The sequence below is a fragment of the Paraperlucidibaca baekdonensis genome (genome assembly GCF_003387535.1).
In the GTDB taxonomy this organism is placed as follows: domain Bacteria; phylum Pseudomonadota; class Gammaproteobacteria; order Pseudomonadales; family Moraxellaceae; genus Perlucidibaca; species Perlucidibaca baekdonensis.
Window position 1 is genome coordinate 394,357 of sequence record NZ_QUNR01000002.1, and the last position, 18,208, is coordinate 412,564.

At 52.2% G+C, this 18,208-nt stretch carries 18 protein-coding genes and 1 tRNA gene; 13 read left to right on the forward strand and 6 right to left on the reverse strand.

The window, feature by feature from the left end; all coding sequences use genetic code 11:
• The first annotated feature begins 5 nt into the window (after nt 1-5).
• Nucleotides 6-257 carry a TIGR03643 family protein gene (locus DFR26_RS05895; protein WP_116208031.1) on the forward strand — a complete coding sequence of 84 codons (252 nt, stop codon included), beginning with the start codon at nt 6-8 and terminating at the stop codon, nt 255-257.
• 67 nt (nt 258-324) lie between these two features.
• Here the strand turns inward: DFR26_RS05895 and DFR26_RS05900 are convergent.
• The 3 genes from DFR26_RS05900 to DFR26_RS05910 form a co-directional block, all read right to left on the reverse strand.
• Nucleotides 325-412, reverse strand: a tRNA-Ser gene (locus tag DFR26_RS05900).
• A gap of 47 nt (nt 413-459) precedes the next feature.
• The gene (locus tag DFR26_RS05905; protein ID WP_116208032.1) at nt 460-1,899 is read right to left on the reverse strand and encodes a phospholipase D-like domain-containing protein; all 1,440 of its coding nucleotides are present in this window, start codon (nt 1,897-1,899) and stop codon (nt 460-462) included.
• A gap of 12 nt (nt 1,900-1,911) precedes the next feature.
• On the reverse strand, nt 1,912-4,023 hold the full coding sequence (locus DFR26_RS05910; protein ID WP_245953018.1) for a carboxy terminal-processing peptidase: 2,112 nt from the start codon (nt 4,021-4,023) through the stop codon (nt 1,912-1,914).
• A 266-nt stretch (nt 4,024-4,289) separates the two neighbouring features.
• On the opposite strand from DFR26_RS05910, the gene nagZ reads away from it, so the two are divergent.
• From nagZ to DFR26_RS05925, 3 genes are read left to right on the forward strand one after another with little or no spacing between them, the layout of a single operon-like run.
• Nucleotides 4,290-5,174, forward strand: a complete 885-nt coding sequence (nagZ, locus tag DFR26_RS05915; protein ID WP_220375715.1) for a beta-N-acetylhexosaminidase — start codon at nt 4,290-4,292, stop codon at nt 5,172-5,174.
• Complete coding sequence (locus tag DFR26_RS05920) at nt 5,174-5,806, forward strand: class I SAM-dependent methyltransferase (RefSeq protein WP_116208033.1); 633 nt, start codon at nt 5,174-5,176, stop codon at nt 5,804-5,806. Before nagZ ends, DFR26_RS05920 begins: the two co-directional genes overlap by 1 nt.
• A complete protein-coding gene (locus DFR26_RS05925; protein WP_220375716.1) occupies nt 5,799-6,950 on the forward strand; it encodes a glycosyltransferase family 2 protein in 1,152 nt (383 codons plus the stop codon). Before DFR26_RS05920 ends, DFR26_RS05925 begins: the two co-directional genes overlap by 8 nt.
• 17 nt (nt 6,951-6,967) lie before the next feature.
• Here DFR26_RS05925 and DFR26_RS05930 read toward each other — a convergent pair whose 3' ends face one another.
• Complete coding sequence (locus tag DFR26_RS05930; protein ID WP_181898995.1) at nt 6,968-8,143, reverse strand: glycosyltransferase family 87 protein; 1,176 nt, start codon at nt 8,141-8,143, stop codon at nt 6,968-6,970.
• Nucleotides 8,144-8,262: 119 nt separating this feature from the next.
• Between DFR26_RS05930 and DFR26_RS05935 the strand changes: the two genes are divergently transcribed.
• Nucleotides 8,263-10,017 carry a hypothetical protein gene (locus DFR26_RS05935; RefSeq protein WP_116208035.1) on the forward strand — a complete coding sequence of 585 codons (1,755 nt, stop codon included), beginning with the start codon at nt 8,263-8,265 and terminating at the stop codon, nt 10,015-10,017.
• A gap of 6 nt (nt 10,018-10,023) precedes the next feature.
• Here the strand turns inward: DFR26_RS05935 and DFR26_RS05940 are convergent, their stop codons facing one another.
• Nucleotides 10,024-10,188, reverse strand: coding sequence for a Flp family type IVb pilin (locus DFR26_RS05940; RefSeq protein ID WP_220375717.1), 165 nt, complete (start codon nt 10,186-10,188; stop codon nt 10,024-10,026).
• A gap of 63 nt (nt 10,189-10,251) precedes the next feature.
• Nucleotides 10,252-10,440, reverse strand: coding sequence for a Flp family type IVb pilin (locus DFR26_RS05945; RefSeq protein WP_116208037.1), 189 nt, complete (start codon nt 10,438-10,440; stop codon nt 10,252-10,254).
• Nucleotides 10,441-10,651: 211 nt separating this feature from the next.
• Here DFR26_RS05945 and cpaB point away from each other — a divergent pair, with 211 nt between their 5' ends.
• From cpaB to DFR26_RS05985, 8 genes are read left to right on the forward strand one after another with little or no spacing between them, the layout of a single operon-like run.
• Nucleotides 10,652-11,638, forward strand: a complete 987-nt coding sequence (gene cpaB, locus DFR26_RS05950; protein WP_181898996.1) for a Flp pilus assembly protein CpaB — start codon at nt 10,652-10,654, stop codon at nt 11,636-11,638.
• Nucleotides 11,635-12,870, forward strand: a complete 1,236-nt coding sequence (locus tag DFR26_RS05955; protein ID WP_245953019.1) for a type II and III secretion system protein family protein — start codon at nt 11,635-11,637, stop codon at nt 12,868-12,870. Before cpaB ends, DFR26_RS05955 begins: the two co-directional genes overlap by 4 nt.
• Nucleotides 12,871-12,876: 6 nt before the next feature.
• Nucleotides 12,877-14,085 (forward strand): CpaE/TadZ family protein, encoded by a 1,209-nt coding sequence (locus DFR26_RS05960; RefSeq protein ID WP_116208040.1) that lies wholly within the window; start codon nt 12,877-12,879, stop codon nt 14,083-14,085.
• Between the two features lie 2 nt (nt 14,086-14,087).
• Nucleotides 14,088-15,362: a TadA family conjugal transfer-associated ATPase gene (locus DFR26_RS05965; protein WP_116208041.1), complete on the forward strand. Its 1,275-nt coding sequence runs from the start codon at nt 14,088-14,090 to the stop codon at nt 15,360-15,362.
• A complete protein-coding gene (locus tag DFR26_RS05970) occupies nt 15,362-16,240 on the forward strand; it encodes a type II secretion system F family protein (RefSeq protein ID WP_116208042.1) in 879 nt (292 codons plus the stop codon). Before DFR26_RS05965 ends, DFR26_RS05970 begins: the two co-directional genes overlap by 1 nt.
• Nucleotides 16,241-16,242: 2 nt before the next feature.
• Entirely contained in the window at nt 16,243-17,148 is a 906-nt protein-coding gene (locus DFR26_RS05975; RefSeq protein ID WP_116208043.1) for a type II secretion system F family protein, read from the forward strand.
• Nucleotides 17,148-17,906, forward strand: a complete 759-nt coding sequence (locus DFR26_RS05980; protein ID WP_116208044.1) for a tetratricopeptide repeat protein — start codon at nt 17,148-17,150, stop codon at nt 17,904-17,906. Before DFR26_RS05975 ends, DFR26_RS05980 begins: the two co-directional genes overlap by 1 nt.
• A 36-nt stretch (nt 17,907-17,942) precedes the next feature.
• Nucleotides 17,943-18,206, forward strand: coding sequence for a DUF3613 domain-containing protein (locus tag DFR26_RS05985; RefSeq protein ID WP_116208045.1), 264 nt, complete (start codon nt 17,943-17,945; stop codon nt 18,204-18,206).
• Nucleotides 18,207-18,208 lie beyond the last annotated feature (2 nt).

The following is an 18,208-nucleotide window of genomic DNA, read 5'->3' on the forward strand; positions in this document are numbered from 1 at the left end:
AAGCCATGACATTTTCTGCAGAAGATACATCGCGCATTATTGAGATGGCGTGGGAAGACCGCACGCCATTTGAGGCGATAGAGCAGCAATTTGGTTTGAGCGAGCCTGAGGTCATTAGCTTCATGCGCCGGTCTCTCAAGCCCAGCAGTTTTAGGCTATGGCGCAAGCGCGTCTCAGGTCGTGCCACTAAGCACCTGCAACGCCGCGATCCGGCCGTATCTCGCGGCTATAGCGCTACGCAATATAAGCATCGCTAGATGATGAACGTGGGCAAAAAAAAGCGCCATTTAGGCGCTTTTTTTATGGTCTTTAGCAGACCGAAATTGGCGGAAGCGGTGAGATTCGAACTCACGAACCCTTTCGGGTCGCCGGTTTTCAAGACCGGTGCATTCAACCACTCTGCCACGCTTCCAGTGTGGTATCTAACGGCAGCGATGATACGCATTTGCTGCGGTAGCCTCAAGCCTCAGGGTCTTGATATTTTCGGTATTTTGCAAAACGCCGGCGCGCAATGCGCAGCAAATTGATGCTAACAAGTGCAGCCAGCAATCCCACGGGCCATGCGATGGCCTCGGGCTGCCATAGGGCAATGCCCATCACCACCAGACCAAGACCGCCGAGGCCGGCCAATAAGCTGGCATCGGTGGGGCCCAAGCGCCGTGATTCGCGCACGGCCAGCGCCATCGCGCGTGATACCCGCAGCGTGGTGGCTGAGCCTTGATGGTGGCGCAATGAGCGCTTGGTGGGCCGGCGCGGAGCGACCAACCTGACGCGCTCGGCATCGCTGAGCACGATCTCGGTGGCGTTGTCTAAATCATCTAAAAACTGACCTTCCATGACTGCGGCAAAGTCTTCATTTTCGATGGCCAAGTCGAGCTCATAATTACCCAGCCACGAGGCCGGGTTTAAGTTGCTCGAGCCAATGCGCGACCAGCAGCCGTCGACGACCGCCGTTTTTGCATGCAGCATGGCGCCATTCCACTCAAAGACACGCACGCCGGCGAGCAGCAATGGGCGATAGCTCGAGCGTGCCAGCAAACCAATCAGCGGCAGATCCGAGCTGCCGGGTACCAGCAAGCGCACATCCACGCCTTGTTGCGCGGCTTGGCGCAGACTATCTAAATAGGCGGGTGTGCCCACTGGGTAGGCGTCGGTGAGCCAGACCCGCGTTTGCGCGAGGTTGATGACCAGCTGATCGAGGCGAAATAGCGGGCTGCTTTGCGGGCGGCCCACGATCAGTCGCACGTGGGCGTTATCGACGGTCAGTGGTAGCGGGCTGGCGGGGCAGTGGGGTAATAGCTGCGGCTGCCACGCGGCGCCCGCCAGTGCCCAGGTGTGCGCGAAAGCGGCCTCCATATCGGCGACTACGCTGCCGGCCACACGCACGCCGGTATCGCGCCAGGGATCATGCCCGGCACTGGGCAATCCCCGCCATTGTGCACTTTGACACCAGCCGGTGATGATCGCCTCGCAGCCATCAACACTGACAAGTTTGCGATGGTTGCGGATCATCCAAGCTAAAGGCTCGCCGAGGCCGGGTGTGTTGAAGCGTCGGAATTCGCCGCCCGAGACGCTGAGCTGGCGCACCCAGCGCCGACTGATTTGATTCAGGCTGCCGAGCCAGTCGGCTAGTACCAGCACTTGCACGCCTTCAGTGGCGCGCTGACAAAGCGCAGCGAGCAGACAGCGACCCCAATCGTCGTCGCAGAGGCGGTAATTTTCAATGATGATGTGGCGCTGCGCACGCGCAATCAGCGCCAAGGTTGCGGCCTCGTGGTCATCGCTATCGCGCAGCAGTTGTAGACGATGACCGCCTTGCAAGGCGCTACCCGTGGTGCGCTGAAAGAGCGCGGCGAGGCGCGGGTCAGTGAGTGCCGGAGCAGAGCGGGACTCACGCATGCGCCGGCTCGATTAGCGCTTCACAAAGGGCGAGTCGGCGTTGCGCTTTAAATAACTGGGTAAGCTCGCGGCGGACTCGGTGATTTGTTCGCTATCAAGCAAAATCTCCGCCGCTTCACGCAATAGCGCTTGCTCTTCAGGACGCTCAAAATTTGGATCATTATCGGGGTTTTGTGCTTCAAGCTGTTTTTCAGCCTCTTCCCACGTCTTTAGTGGCGCTTGCTTTTTCGCCACGCGGCGACGGTTTTCGATACTCAAGCGGCGCTCATCCAGCGCCTGCTTTTCGCTCAAACGCACTTTCTCATTTAATGAGCTGGTGTTTTGTGCCTTCAAGTCAGCAAGCAGCTTGATTTGGTCATTGAGAAAGCGAATATCGGGGTCTTTGTTCTGACGCGTTTTCGATGTTTGCGCCAACACGCTGAGCTTGTCTTTCCATTCGTTGAGCTGCTGAAAGCGTGATGGGCGAATGGTATCCCAGGGCATGGCATGCGGCAGTGCCGATTCGCCAATGTCTTTCGGATCAAACACTTCAGGTAAAAATAGGTCTGGCTCAACGCCCTTGTTTTGCGTGCTGGCGCCCGAGATACGATAAAATTTCGCTTCAGTGATTTTCAATTGGCCATGTCCCAAATCACGAATCGATTGCACGCTGCCTTTACCAAAACTGGTGCTGCCAACCACTAAGCCGCGACCATAATCTTGAATAGCGCCCGCAAAAATCTCCGCCGCCGAGGCCGAGAGGCGATTGATCATCACGACTAAGGGGCCTTTGTAGCCCACGTCTGGGTTGCCATCGCCAAGCGTCTCGATGCGGCCACGCGCATCGCGCACCTGCACCGTTGGGCCGGTTGAAATAAACTCGCCGATCAAGTCATTGACTTCAGACAGTGAGCCGCCGCCGTTATTGCGCAGATCTAAAATCAGCCCCTGCACATTGGCCTTTTTGAGCTCATCGATTAGTTTGCGCACATCACGCGTGGTGCTGCGATAGTTGGGGTCACCATTTTGCTGGCCTTGGAAATCGGCATAAAACGCCGGCAGCTTAATCACGCCAATGCGTTTGGTGTCGCCATTGCGGGTGAGCTCGATGACTTTTTTGCTAGCCGCCTGATCTTCGAGCGCCACGGTATTGCGCACGAGGCTGATGGTTTTGCGCGCGCCGCCATCGCTCGGAATAATTTGCAGACGCACGGTGGTGCCTTTCGGTCCACGAATAAGCTCAACGACTTCATCGATGCGCCAGCCAATGACATCGACCAGCTCTTTTTCACCTTCGCCAACCGCCACGATTTTGTCATTTGGTTTCAGTTGACGCGACTTGTCGGCAGGGCCGGCCGGTACTAAACGCACAACCTTGGTGTATTCGTCATCGGTTTGCAGCACCGCGCCAATGCCTTCGAGCTGCAAACTCATATTGATGTTGAAGTTTTCAGAGCTGCGCGGCGAAAAATAGCTGGTGTGCGGATCGTAAGTCTCTGTCAGCGCGTTCATAAAAATTGAGAACGCATCTTCATCACGGTTTTGGCTCAATGCCTTGAGCTGCGAGCGGTAGCGCCGGGTGAGTGTGGCAATGATGTCGTCGTCGCTTTTGCCGTCGAGCTTGAGCGCGAGCGCGGCCGAACGTAGGCGGTTTAGCCACAGCGTATCCATCTCGGCTGCTGTAGCGACCCACGGCGCATCTTTACGGTCGTTTAATAAGCGTTCATTGCCGGAGAAATTGAGTACGTCTTTGCGCTGTTTATCGAGCTTTGTGAGGACAAATTGAAAGCGCTCATGGGCGCGCTTTTGGTAACGATTAAACATGGCAAAGGCGGGGTCCAAATCGCCGGCTTTCAGTTCGTCGTCAAGGCGTAAGCGCTGTGCTTTAAATTGCTCAATATCGCTGGCCAAGAAATACACATGTTGGCCATCGAGATCGCTCAAATAACGCGTCCAAATATCAGCTGAGAGCTCGTCATTGAGCGGGGTTTTGTTGTAATGCAACACGCTTAGCTGGCGTGCCACCAAGCGCGACGCCTTGGCCTGCTCGGCGGTTGGCGTCAGATTTTTACGCACGGCCACAGCGGCCGTTTTTGGTGCGGCTTTTTCAGCCACCACGGTGTCAGCAGCCCAGGCGCTTGGCATGGCAAGACACAACACGAGCGCACTACAGGCACTCATAAGATGACGAGTAGAGAACATAGCGAAGCGAGAGTCTGGCAGCGTAAACATAAGCTTTTGGCACTGTGTGGTGTGTGGGCCGATCGGTCGGCGTGATTAGCGCTGATAGTAGCACCGCTAATGATTTTCTTCAGCGCCTCATCAAGTCATGGCTGATTTTCGAGTGCTGCGGTATGGTGAGCGGCTAACATGTTGAGGGTGCCTGCGGGCGCGAGCTTAGGAGAGAGGCAATGGCAGAAATGTGCGGCCCACTGATGGTGGATGTGGGCGGTTTGGCGCTGAGCGCGGAGGATCGCGAGGTGTTGGCGCACCCCGCGGTGGGTAGCGTGATTTTATTCAGTCGCAATGTTGATACGCCGGCACAAGTTCGCGCGCTGACCGATGCTATGCGCGCCGTTAAGCCCGCGCTGCAAATTGCTGTAGACCAAGAGGGTGGTCGGGTGCAGCGCTTTCGCGAAGGTTTTACGCGCTTGCCTGCCATGCGCACGTTTGGCGATCAATACGATCTAAACCCGCACGTGGCGACCACCGCAGCATTTGACTGTGGCGCGCTGATGGCCCGCGAAGTGCGCGCGGTGGGCGTTGATTTTAGTTTTGCCCCGGTGCTCGATTTAGATGCGGGTATTAGCGGTGTCATTGGCGATCGTGCTTTCCACCGCCAGCCAGAGCCAGCGATTGCGCTGATTCGCGCGTTTATGCGCGGCATGAAATCGACCGGCATGATGACCATTGGCAAACACTTCCCTGGCCATGGTTCAGTGGCCGCCGATTCGCATGTGGCGCTGCCGGTCGACGACCGGTCATGGCGCGAAATTGAAGCCTACGACTTAAAGCCGTTTGCTGCGCTAGCCACCGAGCTCGATGGCATTATGCCTGCACATGTGGTGTATCCGCAGGTCGATGCATTACCGGCCGGCTTCTCGCCCTTCTGGCTAAAAACCGTATTGCGCGAGCAGCTCGGCTTTCGTGGCTTGGTATTTTCCGATGACCTGTGCATGGAAGGCGCGGTCGGCGTTGGCAGCATTAGCGAGCGCGTCGATGTAGCACTCGCCGCCGGTTGCGACGTGGCGCTGATCTGTAATCGCCGCGATGAAGTGCTGCGAGTGTTGAACTGATGAGCGAATCAGCTGCGATAAGAGTCCATCGACGCTTTGTGATGGCTAGACGCGTCAAGGTATTAGCAAGTGCGGCAGCAAAGCTTATTCCAATAAATGTGAGAAACATTTTAGATGTGGGTGCTGGCACTGGTGAGTTGGCGTCAGCTCTTCAGCATCTACGAAAAGAATTAGTTTTTAGTGGCGTAGATGTGTTAGTTCGGGAAAAAACTTTAATACCTATTGAAAGTTATGATGGTCTTCACCTGCCATTTTCAGATAAGAGTATCGACGCGGTAATGCTGATAGATGTTCTGCATCATTGTGAAGAGCCTTTACTTGTTCTTCAGGAGTGCATTCGTGTGGCGCGGAAGGGCGTTTTAATTAAAGACCATGTGTCTGAGAGCCGTTGGCAACATTGTGTGCTGGCGTTCATGGACTGGATTGGCAATAGAGCACATAAGGTTGCTCTTCCAAATAATTATTGGTCAAACCAGCAGTGGCAAAACGCAATGCTTCTTAGCGGTGCAAAGATTGTTAAAAAAATTGATATTTTACCTTTATATCCTGTCGCGTTAGCATGGCTTTTCGGCGGACGTTTACATAATTTCTGGTGGATTGAAACAAAAGACATGGAGAGCAACCGTGACTGAGTTGACGATTCTTATGCCATGTCTCAATGAGGCAGAAACACTAGAAGTATGCATTGCCAAGGCGAAAGATTTTTTAACTCGCTCTGGCATTATTGGTGAGGTTTTAGTTGCTGATAACGGCAGCACGGACGGCTCGCAGGCTATTGCGAGAAATGCAGGCGCTCGTGTTATTGATGTAGCTCAGCGAGGCTATGGTGCTGCTTTAATATCAGGTATTCAGTCTTCAATAAGCCAATTTGTTATTATGGGCGATGCTGATGACAGTTACGATTTTTCAAATTTGATGCCTTTTGTTCATATGCTTAGAAAAGGTGTCGATTTAGTGATGGGTAATCGCTTTCAGGGAGGTATAGCGCCCGGTGCCATGCCATTTTTGCATCGTTATCTTGGTAATCCTGTTTTGAGCTTTTTGGGAAGGCTTTTCTTTAGAGTACCTATTGGTGATTTTCATTGTGGCTTACGAGGTTTCAATCGGAAGAAAATACTTGAGCTTGATTTACAATCTTCAGGTATGGAGTTTGCCAGTGAGATGGTGGTTAAAGCACATTTGCGTAAACTAATTATTTGTGAAGTGCCAACTACCCTTGTTGCAGATGGGCGTACACGCTCACCTCATCTTAATACATGGACAGACGGTTGGCGACATTTAAAATTTTTGCTTCTTCACAGTCCCCGTTGGTTATTTCTTTATCCAAGTTTGAGTTGTCTTTTTTTGGGTTTTATTTTAGTGCTATGCCTTGCATCTGGGCCACTAATTATTTCAGATAGTGTCCATCTGGATATTCATAGCTTAGTCATGGGCTGCGTATTGTTGATGGTTGGTAGTATGAGCGCAGGATTTGCATTAATTGCTCGGCGACAAGGTGCTTACTCGGGTTTGCTGCCAACATCGGAAAGGATAAGCAGATATTTGGCGTGGTTTAGCCTTGAAAGGCTACTAATATTCGCATTTTTAATGCTGTTAGCTGGCTTACTTGGCTTATTTATGTGTGTGTGGCAATGGGCAAGCCATTCATTTGGTAATCTTGACTACGCTAGCTTATTGCGACCGATGATTATATCTGGAACTGCAGTTGTAATTGGCGTCCAGCTTATTTTTATTGGATTTTTAGATGAGATATTAAGTACGTATAAGAGTTTATAATGTTGGTTCGCATGAGCTCATATTTTCTGCTTCTCTGTGCGACGCATGAAATAAAGTGCAATAACCAATAGTGCTGGTACTATCGGTATGCTTAGTGAGTTTAGTGCTACTGCCATAATCCCTGTGCACCAGCATATTGTAAAAAAAACTTTCATACTTATTTTCGGCGTTAGTTCTTTTGAGCTTAAGCAATAAAATATTATAGAGCCTTCTAGAATGCTTAAATCGTAATTGTGAATGTAAGGTGATATTAGCGATGTTGATAATGTGAAAAACAAAATATCATGAGGGGTAAGTCTGGATTTATTTTTCTTTTTTGTAAAATGATATATAAAGAAAAACAGAGCAATAGCGGTCACAATGAGTTGAGACACGTAAGATGATAGCGTGTCAAAACCAAATATCCTGGCGCTATTGAATGCTGATGTTATCATCAGCATTCCTATGCCTGTTGCATGGTGTAAGGTATTTTTTTGTATTTCTATCGCTTCAGATAAAAACAACCACCAGACATCAGCTCCCCACAAGATTATGGGAAGTGTTGCGGTAATAATTAATGTGATGGTTGCACTTATAAATACAGTCCAGTCTTTTCGAATAATTAATAGTATTGGAATTAGAAGTCCTAATATAGGTTTGAAGCCTAGTAAGCCAAAAAGAATACCTGCAAAGATTGGGCGTATATTAAGCAGTCGTAGGCCACCAATTAGTAGCGTTGCACTGATAAGTCCGTTTTGCCCCATTATTATATTAAAAATAGTCATGGGGGCTGCTATAGTGAAAATAAAAGCTAAAGTAATATTATCTTTCGTGCTGACAGCGATAGTAAAAGCAGCAATGCCAATTAAGGTGTATATGAATAGTGCTGCACTATAGTACGTAAGCCCCATAAGGCTTGCTGTAAGAAATGCTGTGGGTGGATAAAAGTAAGAGTTCCACCCAATGCCTTGATCAAGATTATTTATCTGAAATAAAGTAAAAAGTTCATTGTTATATATACTTTGAGCACTTCCAGTTTGTATCAATATTCTTCCTGCAGTCCAAAGGTTGTAGGCATCGCGACCAATTACTTGCCCGCGATCATAGGTTTCATACAAGAAGCGCCACTGATCTATGCATGCAAATACTAAAATAACAGGGAATATGGTGAGGCTCAGCCTTACTAAAAAGTGGTAGATATTATTTTTGCTCAAAATGCACACCATTTTTCTATTTAATTACTATAATATATTTTAAGCTCTTGCTGTGATCTGGTAAATTACGGCTTATACTGTATTTTAGGTTTTTTTATTGGCGGGATGAAATATAGCTTATGCAGATCGATTGGTCCCGCAACAAAGCACTATTTGCAGTTTTTCTCATCATGCTGATAGTGCTTGGTCGTAATGTGGTATCTCAAGCATCTGATCTTAGCAGGGCTAACCTGCCGAATCCTGATAGTTACTACAAGCTTGTGATTTTGAAGGATTATAAGGCAGAAACGGGGTTCCAGTACATCGCCCGCGATAATGCTCCGTATGGCAGTTGGTCGCACTGGTCGTTGCCTCACACATGGGTCGTTTGGCAGCTGCATCATGGCCTTATGTTTTTCGGTGTAGACAAAAACGCAGCATTGTTGTGGGCTGGGGGCGGATTAACCTTACTTAGTATGCTGCTATTGGCAATTTTTGTAGCACTTGTTGTGGCCAATGTTGGCAGCCCAATAGCCGCTTTTGTCTCAGCCATTGTACTAGTCTCTAGCACACCATTATTTGGCTATGGGCAATTAGTACAAATTACTCATCATGTTTTTATGCTATTGCCACTGGCAGCCGCCGCTGTTTTTTTTCTGCGCCGTGAATTCAAAGCTAGCCTAGCACAGGACTTTTTGGGCGGCCTGTTTTTGGGTGTAGGGATATGGATTTCGCCAGAAACAATGCCGTTAGTGCTTGTATTTGCGGCAATGCGTGCAGCTATTCGATTACAAGTACCATCGTCGGGTACTTTATCACCGGCCGCTCTTGGCCTGATGTTGGCCCTAATTACAGGATGGGTAATTGATTCGCCACCGCCAACATTTTCATTATGGGCTTTGGATCACATCAGCTTTGCGTGGCTGCTTTTTGGCGGCTTGCTAGCTGTATTGCTGTTGCTCACAGATTGGTGTGTTGCTCGTCACTTATCGGTGCCGGTATCTGTTTGCATATTAGTATTAGCACTAGTCCTAGTTGCTATCTGCTGGCTTATCTTGGTTCCTGGAGCTTTGGCAGGCCCAGAGGGCTTGATTCCAGATGAGCTGAAGATGGTGTGGTACAGCCAAATTATGGAGCTACAACCAATAACTTTGCCATCACAATGGCTTGGTTATTTGCTAGTTCCTATAATTGGTACGGCTTTACTTGGCTATATAGCCTGGCGAGAGAGCAGCTTATGGATGTTGGTACTCGCTGCTTCGACCCTTATTTATGCCGTGTTAGGAGCTTCTCATATTCGTATGGCAGCTGCTATGACCCTAATTTCAACCATGACGTTTAGCATTGGTCTTAGTAAACTGCGAGCATTTGTGCACATGCAAGATAGTTCGGTGCCAATGCGTGAGCAGTTGCTGGTTGCGCTTTTTATCTTATCAGTACCCTTGCAAATTCTTGGTAGTATAGCTTTGGCATACTTTGACGAGGTTGCGGGATCAATAGAGAGCGTGGCTGACAAAAGTCGTTGCCAGCTCGATATAGTGCTGCCGTTATTAAAACGCTTGCCTCCAGGGACAGTGCTAGCCAATCCTAATTTGGGGCCAGAGATATTATTCAAAACTCAGCATCAAGTCATTGCGGGAAATTATCATCATAATATTAATGGTTTACTAGATAGCTTTCGCCTGCTTCGTAGCGTCTCGCCAGATATTGAGGCTAGGTCGCTGATCTCGACTCGGCATATCGATTACATTTTATCATGCGCGAAAATTTACAGTACCTTGACAGGAGAGGGGCATGATAAGACGTTGGCGCAGCGCATAGCTGCAGGAGAGCAAATTGACTGGTTGCCAGAAAAAGAAACCGTTGGGGATTGGCGTCTCTACAAAAACATGTAAGAGGGGCTAAAGTGGCTCTCCAGCTTCTTCAACGCTATTTGCAGTTGCCTGTAATGAGTTAAATGTAAGCTCACCAATGCTTCGCTCTACTGCAATTACAATTACTGCAATTAATGTAATTATAAGAGCGTACTCAATCATGGTTGCGCCAGATTGTTTGCTGTAACTCATTATGCTGCTCATATAAAAACGGCGGCTTGTTGTAAGCCGCCGCTTCCTAAATTCTAATAAAAATTAAGGAGGTGAGGCATTTTCCATCGCCCCACCAATGCCATTCATGGTGTTTTTCACTGAACCACCAACAAAGCTAAACGCAGCGATCGCGGCAACAGAAATCAATGCGGCAATGAGAGCGTACTCGATGACGGTTGCGCCTTTTTCATCACGACGGAGCTTAGTCAGTAGCTCTTGTAATTTTTTCATGTGACTCTCCTGGAGGAAATAACTCCGGTGTCATTGCCCGGATTGGACAATAGTGTAACTCATAACGGTAATTTGGCTATACCTGCGCACCAAGTTCTGTTGTTCGTCTGTAATGTTTTGTGCCGAACAACACCAACTATATCCACAACTTGCTGTAAGTTGGTAGCATCAACGTACATGTAACTTGCATCTGTTTGCTCCAGGGATGTCTATGAATAGCCGAGTAATGTTGTTGTTAGCGCTTTTGCTTGTGATCGGGGCCGGTGTAGCGGGCTATTTAGGCTACAAAACCACTGAGGATGCGAAGCAGGCGGCGTTAGCGGCGGAGCAGGAAGTGGTGGCCGCGAAGAAGCAGGCTGCGGTGACCGTCACGGGAAAAGAGCCGGTGGTGGTGCTCAAGCAAGATGTGTCGCTGTTTGACACGCTCTCCGCCGATGACCTGACCATTGATTACCTAAAGGTGGCGCCGCCGCGCAGTTTCCGCAAAATTGATGAAGTGGTCGGTCAGCTGGTGCATGCTGAGCTGCAAGCTGGCGCTATTTTGGAGCTGGGGCATTTGCAGCCCGGCAGCGATGTGGCGCGGTTGTTGCGCGTGGGTGAGCGCGCCGTGGCGATTCCGATTGATGAAGTCGTGGGTGGCGGCGGCTTTGTGCAGCCCGGCGACCTGGTTGATGTGCTGCTGTTTTTACGTGGCCAGCAGGGTGCCAAAGACTCTGCGCAGATCGCCATGCAGTCATTGCGCGTGATCGGCTTTGGTGCCGAGATCATCAGCGCCACGGGTGCCGTGGAAACAGCGGAGGCCAAGTCCGGGCGTCGTGCGGCTAAGGCGCGCGCTCGTACAGCGGTATTGGCGGTCACTGAAAAAGATGCGCCGCGGCTATTACTAGCGAGCAGCTTGGGGACGCTACGTTTGGCCATTCGTCCAACCGCTGAAAATCTCGCGGCGGCACAGGAGGCGATGGCTAATGAAGCCGCTAAGTCCAGCACTGAGGCCACGGAGCGCGTGGTGGGTAGTTCGGTGGCTAAGCAAACCGCGGTGCCGAAGCAGCGCGAGTTTGCTCTCGAGAGTGAATTACAGCCGCAGGGTTCGACAAGCAAGTCAGCCTCTTCACCGAGGCGCGCAGCGCGCCCAGCACCTGCTAAGGCGCCGCCTGTGCTCATTTACCGTGGCTTAAATGCCCAGCAGGCCACGCCATGAAATTCGTAACTGACTCGCTGTGGCGTCGAGCAACGACGCAAGGACGTTTTATGTGTGGGAAGTCATGGTCATCACTGGCACTGAGCATTTTTTTGTTGGGTCAGAGTGCTGCGTTGCAGGCGGCGAGTTGCGATAACCCATCGGCAGAGCTTGCCCCGTTATTTAGTGTGATGGAGGGGGCGCAAGAGACGATTTCGTTGCCAGGGCAAATTACGCGCGTGTCGATTGGCGAGCCGGCCACTGCCGATATTGCGTTGATCGACAGCAAAACGATTTTGCTGCAAGGCCGAAAGGCCGGTAGCACGAGCTTATTTGTCTGGACCAAATGCCAAACTGACCCCTTGCGTACGCAAGTAGCCGTGCAAGCGCCAGCGAGTGTGGCCGATGTGCTAGCGCCCATCACGCCGGAAGCATTGGAAGAGCTGCCCTCGCAAGTGCAAGTTGATATTCGCTTTGTTGAGCTCAGCAAAAGCCGGTTGCGTGAGTTAGGCGTGCAGCTTAATCGTTTGACCAGCAACTTCAGCCTCACGTCCGCGGCGGGTCAAAATAATCCATTTAGTGTGTTTTTGAGCAAATCCAACGGCAAGCTCACCGCTGCGATCGATATGCTCGAGCAAACCGGCTATGCCTACACGCTAAGCCAGCCGTCATTGACGGCGCTGAGTGGCCAGTCCGCGACTTTTTTAGCGGGCGGCGAGGTGCCGATTCCGGTGCCATCTACCGGCACCAACACATCCAATACCATTGAATACAAAGAGTTTGGTGTGCGTTTGTCGGTGACGCCAACGGTACTGAGCCGGACGCAGGTGCATTTGAAGGTTGCCCCTGAGGTGAGTGAGCTGGACTTCGCCAATGCCGTGACGGTCAATGGCACCACGGTGCCGGCGCTGCGTGTGCGCCGCACCGATACCAGCATTGCCTTAGCCGATGGCGAAAGCTTTGTGATCAGCGGTTTGGTGTCCCGCACCATGCGCGATAACGCGCAAAAGTTCCCGGGTTTAGGCGATATTCCGGTGCTCGGGGCGCTCTTTCGCTCCACCAGTTTCCGCACCGATGACAGCGAGCTGCTGATGATCGTCACGCCGCATTTAGTTAGTCCACTCGCGGTAGGCGCCGCCACGCCCAAGTTGCCTGGCGATGACTGGCGTCGTTATGAGCCCGACACCATTCCGCTGTTTCTGCAAGGCGCGAAATCGCCTTATGGTGACGCGCCCATTGGTTTTTCAAGGTAGATTCGTATGGCAGCTAAAGATCTCTCCGTTGTCATCATCACGCAAGATCGTGAGCATTTTCAGTGGCTTGAAGCTGCGCTAGAAGGCTCTGCCACGGTGGTGATGTCGCAACAAAGTGAACTCAACGATGTCATGCAGCTGATTACCATGGCCACGGCATCGATCGTTTTTATGCCCATTCGCCGCAAAGAATGGGTTGCCGATATTCAGTTTATTGAAGGCTTGGTGGCGGCTAGCCCAACACTGGCCTGTGTGGCGGTGGGGCAGGCCATTGATCAAGAGCAGTTGCTTGGTGCCATGCGTGCTGGCGCGAAAGACTTTATTACCTTTGATGCGCGGCCCAGCGAAGTTGCTGGGCTAGTAAGGCGCCTAGGCGAGCGCGTGCCGGATGTCATTGAAAATCCCATGCGCCAAGGCAGCTTGGTGGTGTTGGCCAGCGAACGCCCTGTATTGCAGTCGTCATTTCATGGTTTGCACTTAGCGGCGGCTATTCAAAAAGCATCACCGGAAGCGCGCGTATTGTTTGTTGATCTGGGCGTGCCATTTGCTGAGGCGCAGCTGTTATTTGGGCTCGAGGGCCAGTTTAGTTTTATCGATACCTTGCGCAATTTACGGCGCTTGGATCAGACCTTGGTGGAGACTGCGTTTCCGCGCCATAAGTCGGGTGTGCGCGTGTTATCGGCGCCGCCAGAAGGGCTGCATATTCCTGAGATCACGACCTCGGAGATGTTTTTGCTGGTCGGCACACTGCGCAGCTTATTCACGCATGTGGTGTTTAACACCTGCGGCCTGCCCACGGTCGATATGACGGAACTTTTGATTGGCAATGCCAACCACGTGATTTTTGCGGTGGACCAGTCCATTACCAGTTGCCGTGCCGGTTTAGACTTCCAAGCACGCTTGAAGCAAATTGGCGTGCCGATGGCCGATACGATCATTTTGGTCGATCATTACTTGCCGAAAATCTCGCCAGATGCGGCGGCAATTACTAAGTCATTTGGTAGTGAAAAACACATTGAGCTGCCCAACGCAGCGGAAGTGCGTCTGCGGGCCATGAACATTGGCCAGTTGCTGTTTGAGTTAGCGCCACAAGAGGCGCTTGCGAAGCGCTACCGTGACTTGGCAGCAATGATTCATCAGCCCGCGATTGCGCGTGCCAATAAAGCCGACGAAGGCTTTTTGGCTAAGCTGAAACACACGCTGACTGGGGTCTGACCATGGCGGGCTATATTCCCGGTGGCCGGTTGTCGCCGAAAAAAGTCGACGAAGATATTGCCAATATCAAGTTCCGATTTCATCGCTTTTTAATCGCGCGGGTCGATGACGACAGCTTCAATATTTTAGAAAGCACGCGCCAAGCTATTTTTGATTACGTGCAGGTCAAGCTCAGCGCCTACGTGAATGAAAACTCTTTGCCGCTGTCGCGCTACGAGGCCGATCGCTTGGCGGAGGAGCTGGTTGATGAGCTGGTCGGCTTTGGCCCACTTGAGTCGCTGCTGCGCGACAGCTCGGTGACGGAAATCATGGTCAACGGTGCTGAGCGTATTTTCTATGAGCGTGATGGCGTCATTAAGCGCAGCCAGCTCAGCTTTGTCGACGACAACCACGTCGCCCGCGTGATTCAGCGCATCTTGGCGCCTATTGGCCGCCGCCTCGATGAATCCAGCCCCATGGTCGATGCGCGCATGCCCGATGGCAGCCGCGTCAACGCCATCATTCCGCCGATTGCGCTCGATGGCCCGAGCATCTCGATCCGTAAATTTCGCCATGACCTGCTACAGGCCAATGACCTGGTGACTTACCGTTCGGTCAGCGATGAGATGCTGCAGTTTATTAAAAAAGCGGTGAGTTATCGCGCCAATATTTTAGTGAGCGGCGGTACTGGCACGGGTAAAACCACATTTCTCAATGTGCTCTCGGGCTTCATTAATCATCACGAGCGCATTGTCACCATTGAAGACACCGCTGAGCTGCAGCTCAACAACGACCACGTGGTGCGCCTCGAGACGCGGCCACCCAATGCCGAAGGTTTTGGCGAAGTCAGCGCCCGTGATCTCATTCGTAACGCGCTGCGGATGCGTCCCGACCGCATCATTGTCGGCGAGGTGCGTAGCTACGAGGTCATGGATATGTTGCAGGCCATGAACACCGGCCACGAAGGTTCAATGTCGACATTGCACGCCAACTCCGCCGCCGACGCGCTGCTGCGGATGGAGACACTGGTGGGCTTGTCGGGGCAGAAAATCTCCGAGGCCACGCTGCGAGCTATTATTGTCTCGGCGGTCGATATTGTCGTGCAGCTGACGCGGTTGCCCAATGGCCGGCGCTGTGTCGCCGAGATCACCGAAGTGGTTGATCTGCGCGATGATCAATACGTCACCAATCCGCTGTTTAAGCTCGATCGCGTGACGGGCGAGCACCATCGTGCCAGCAGCGCGCCCTCGAAGCCACGCGTCATTGAGCTGATGCGCCAAGCCGAGGCGGCGCGCTAATGATCCTTTTGGTCTACGTCTTCGCCGGCCTGCTGATGGGGCTGGGTGCGCTGTATCTGGTGTGGCTCGGGCAAAAGCAAGCACAAGAAGAGGCGGTGTCAAAGCGCTTGGCGATTGCCGGGGTGAAGGCCCTAGAGTTTCCTGAGAAGGATTGGCTGACCATTCAGCTGGAGCGTGCTGGCATCACCTTATTGCCAACACAGCGACGTATCATCGCTTTGGCATTGGCCGTGTTTTTGCTGCTGGTGGGTGCGCAATTTGGCATCGTGCCCGCGTTGATTTTGGGCGCCACGCTGAGCTTTTTTGCGTGGGCGGCGATCAACACCATTTACCAGCGCCGCATGAACCAAATCATCACGCAATTACCGCGCTTGCTCGACCAAGTCGTGCGCATGATGCGTACGGGTAAGACGCTTGCCGATAGTTTTTTTATTGCCACCAAAGAGGCCGATGAGCCTTTAAGGACAGTGATGCTAAAGCTGCAGCGCAACATCACCTTGGGTATGTCGATTCCTGAGGCATTTAATGACTTAGCCGATACCTACGACTTGAAAGAGTTACAGGTGCTGGCCTTGGGCGTGAGTGTCAATTCGCGCTTTGGTGGCAGCTTGATTGATCTGCTCAACAACATCATTACCTTGATTCAGCAGCGCGAACAGTTGCAGCGTCAGCTGCGGGCATTTACCGGCGAGACCCGTACCAGCGCCGCGGTGCTCTCAGCCCTGCCATTGATGGTGGGCGGCTTTATGATTGTCAGCAATCCAGATTACCTATTCCAAATGGTCGACGACCCAACCGGCAAAATCATCTTGATGGTAGCCGCCGGCATGCAGGTCGCCGGTATGGGTGTGATCTGGAAAATGTTGAGGAGCGTGTAGCCATGAATGCCTACTACGGCGCGCTGCTTTTTCTCTTCATTGTCTCGGCTGTTGGCTTTGCCATCTGGGTCTTGGTGCGTGTAGCGGCGGAGCGCCGTTTGGTCGAGCGTCGGCTAACGGTGCGCGGCAACGCTCGTGAAGATGCGCGCTTGCTGAGCTTGCGCTTCGCCGAGCTATTTGATGACCAAGAGCGCATTCGTAAACACATCAATAAAGATGGCGAGCTGGCTTTGGCCATGCACCGTGCAGGCTATCGCGCTGCCTCACAACGCGCCATGCTATATGGCATTCAGGTGTTGCTGCCCTTGGCGACGTTAGTGCTCACGGGTTTGTGGATTTTGATCCAAGGCTATTCGCTGAACTCGCTGTTAGCCGGTGTGTCGGTGGTGATCATTAGCGTGTTGGTACCCAAACGCGTCATTAACAGCAAGGCTGAAGAGCGCCTCAAACGCATCGATGATGAGCTGTCATTGTTTGTGCAAATGCTGCGTATTTTGTTTGATGCGGGTCTGGCAGTAGAGCAAGCATTGCGCGTGATGGCGAAAGAGTCAGGCGCGATTTTGCCGGAAATGGTCTATGAACTCACACCGATTTTACGCCGCGCCGAGCAGGGCCTTGATCTGGAAAGCGAGCTCGGTAATTCAGCAACGGCGCTAGACCATATGGGCTATACCGACGTTATGGTGATTGTCCGGCAGATGCTCAAGCAAGGTGGCAGCGCGCGTGCTTCATTAAGCAAGCTCATTGAGGTAATGGAAAGTCGCCGCCTCACCGATATGCAGGAAAAAGTCAGCAAACTCACGGCGAAAATGACCGTGGTAATGATCGTATTTTTCTTCCCTGCGCTGATCATTTTGCTCACCGGCCCCGGCTTTATTTCGATTGGCGATGCCATGGGGAATATGTGATGCGTCGCGGCCAAACCGTTTATTGTCTGCTGCTGCTGGTGGCGGCGCTAACAGCTTGCCAAAGCGCGCCACCGACGGCGCGTATCGATGCCAGTTCACGTGGCGCAACGCCAGCAAGCATTGCGCGTATAGACTGCGATGCCAAGCTCTCTCAAGCCGATGAGCTAACGCGCAGCCTTGTCGCCGAGCGCGTGCGTGAGGGTAATTACTACGCGGCATTGGCACAAATTCAGAGCCTGCCGGCGCAGGTGCCGGAAGTCGCCGTGTTACGTGCAGATATTTTGCGGCGCTTAAAATCACCGGAGTCACGGCAATGGTTTTTGGCTATGCGCGAGCGCTGTGTGTCGGCAGATGCCGATCATGGCTTGGGCCTGCTCGCCGCCGAGGCGGGTGAGCCGGTGCTGGCGCATCGCTATTTGCAGCTCGCCGCCAAAGCCCGCCCCAGTGAGTCAAAGTTTCGTAATGACCTGGGCTTTAGTGCCATGCTGATTGGTAATGATCAGCAGGCCGAGTTTGAGTTGCGCACGGCTTTTGAGCTGAGCCCAAATGACCGTCGACCCGGCTTTAACCTGATGGTGTTATCGCTGCTGCGCGGCGATCGTGCCGCGTGGTGGGGATGGCGTGATCGTTTAGCGCCGACAGAAGCTGAGCGTTTGGATTTATTAAAAAGCTGTCGCGAGTTGCTGCGTCAGCGCCGTGCTGCCAAAGCTGACAGCGCGGCTGTGAGTGATACCTGTCCTATTAATCCGTTGTCGTAGCGCACAGGCGCCGCGACGATCTCGTGAGGTGACGCGATGAAAATTTTGCACAGTGTGATGGTGATTGGTGTTGCCATGATCAGCACCTCGGCGCTGGCGATGGAGGCGAGTGCCCCAACAAAGCCCGGTGATCAAGCCGAGGCATGGCTAAATGTGCAAGCCAGCGGTGCGCTAGCGTCTAGCAACCCGCAAGCGGCGAAAACCATTCAGCGCGATAAAGCCGCTGAGCGCCTGATGAAAACGTATGACTTTCCGATTAAAGAGAGTTATTACGGCGATAACTTCACGCCGGGTCAATAATC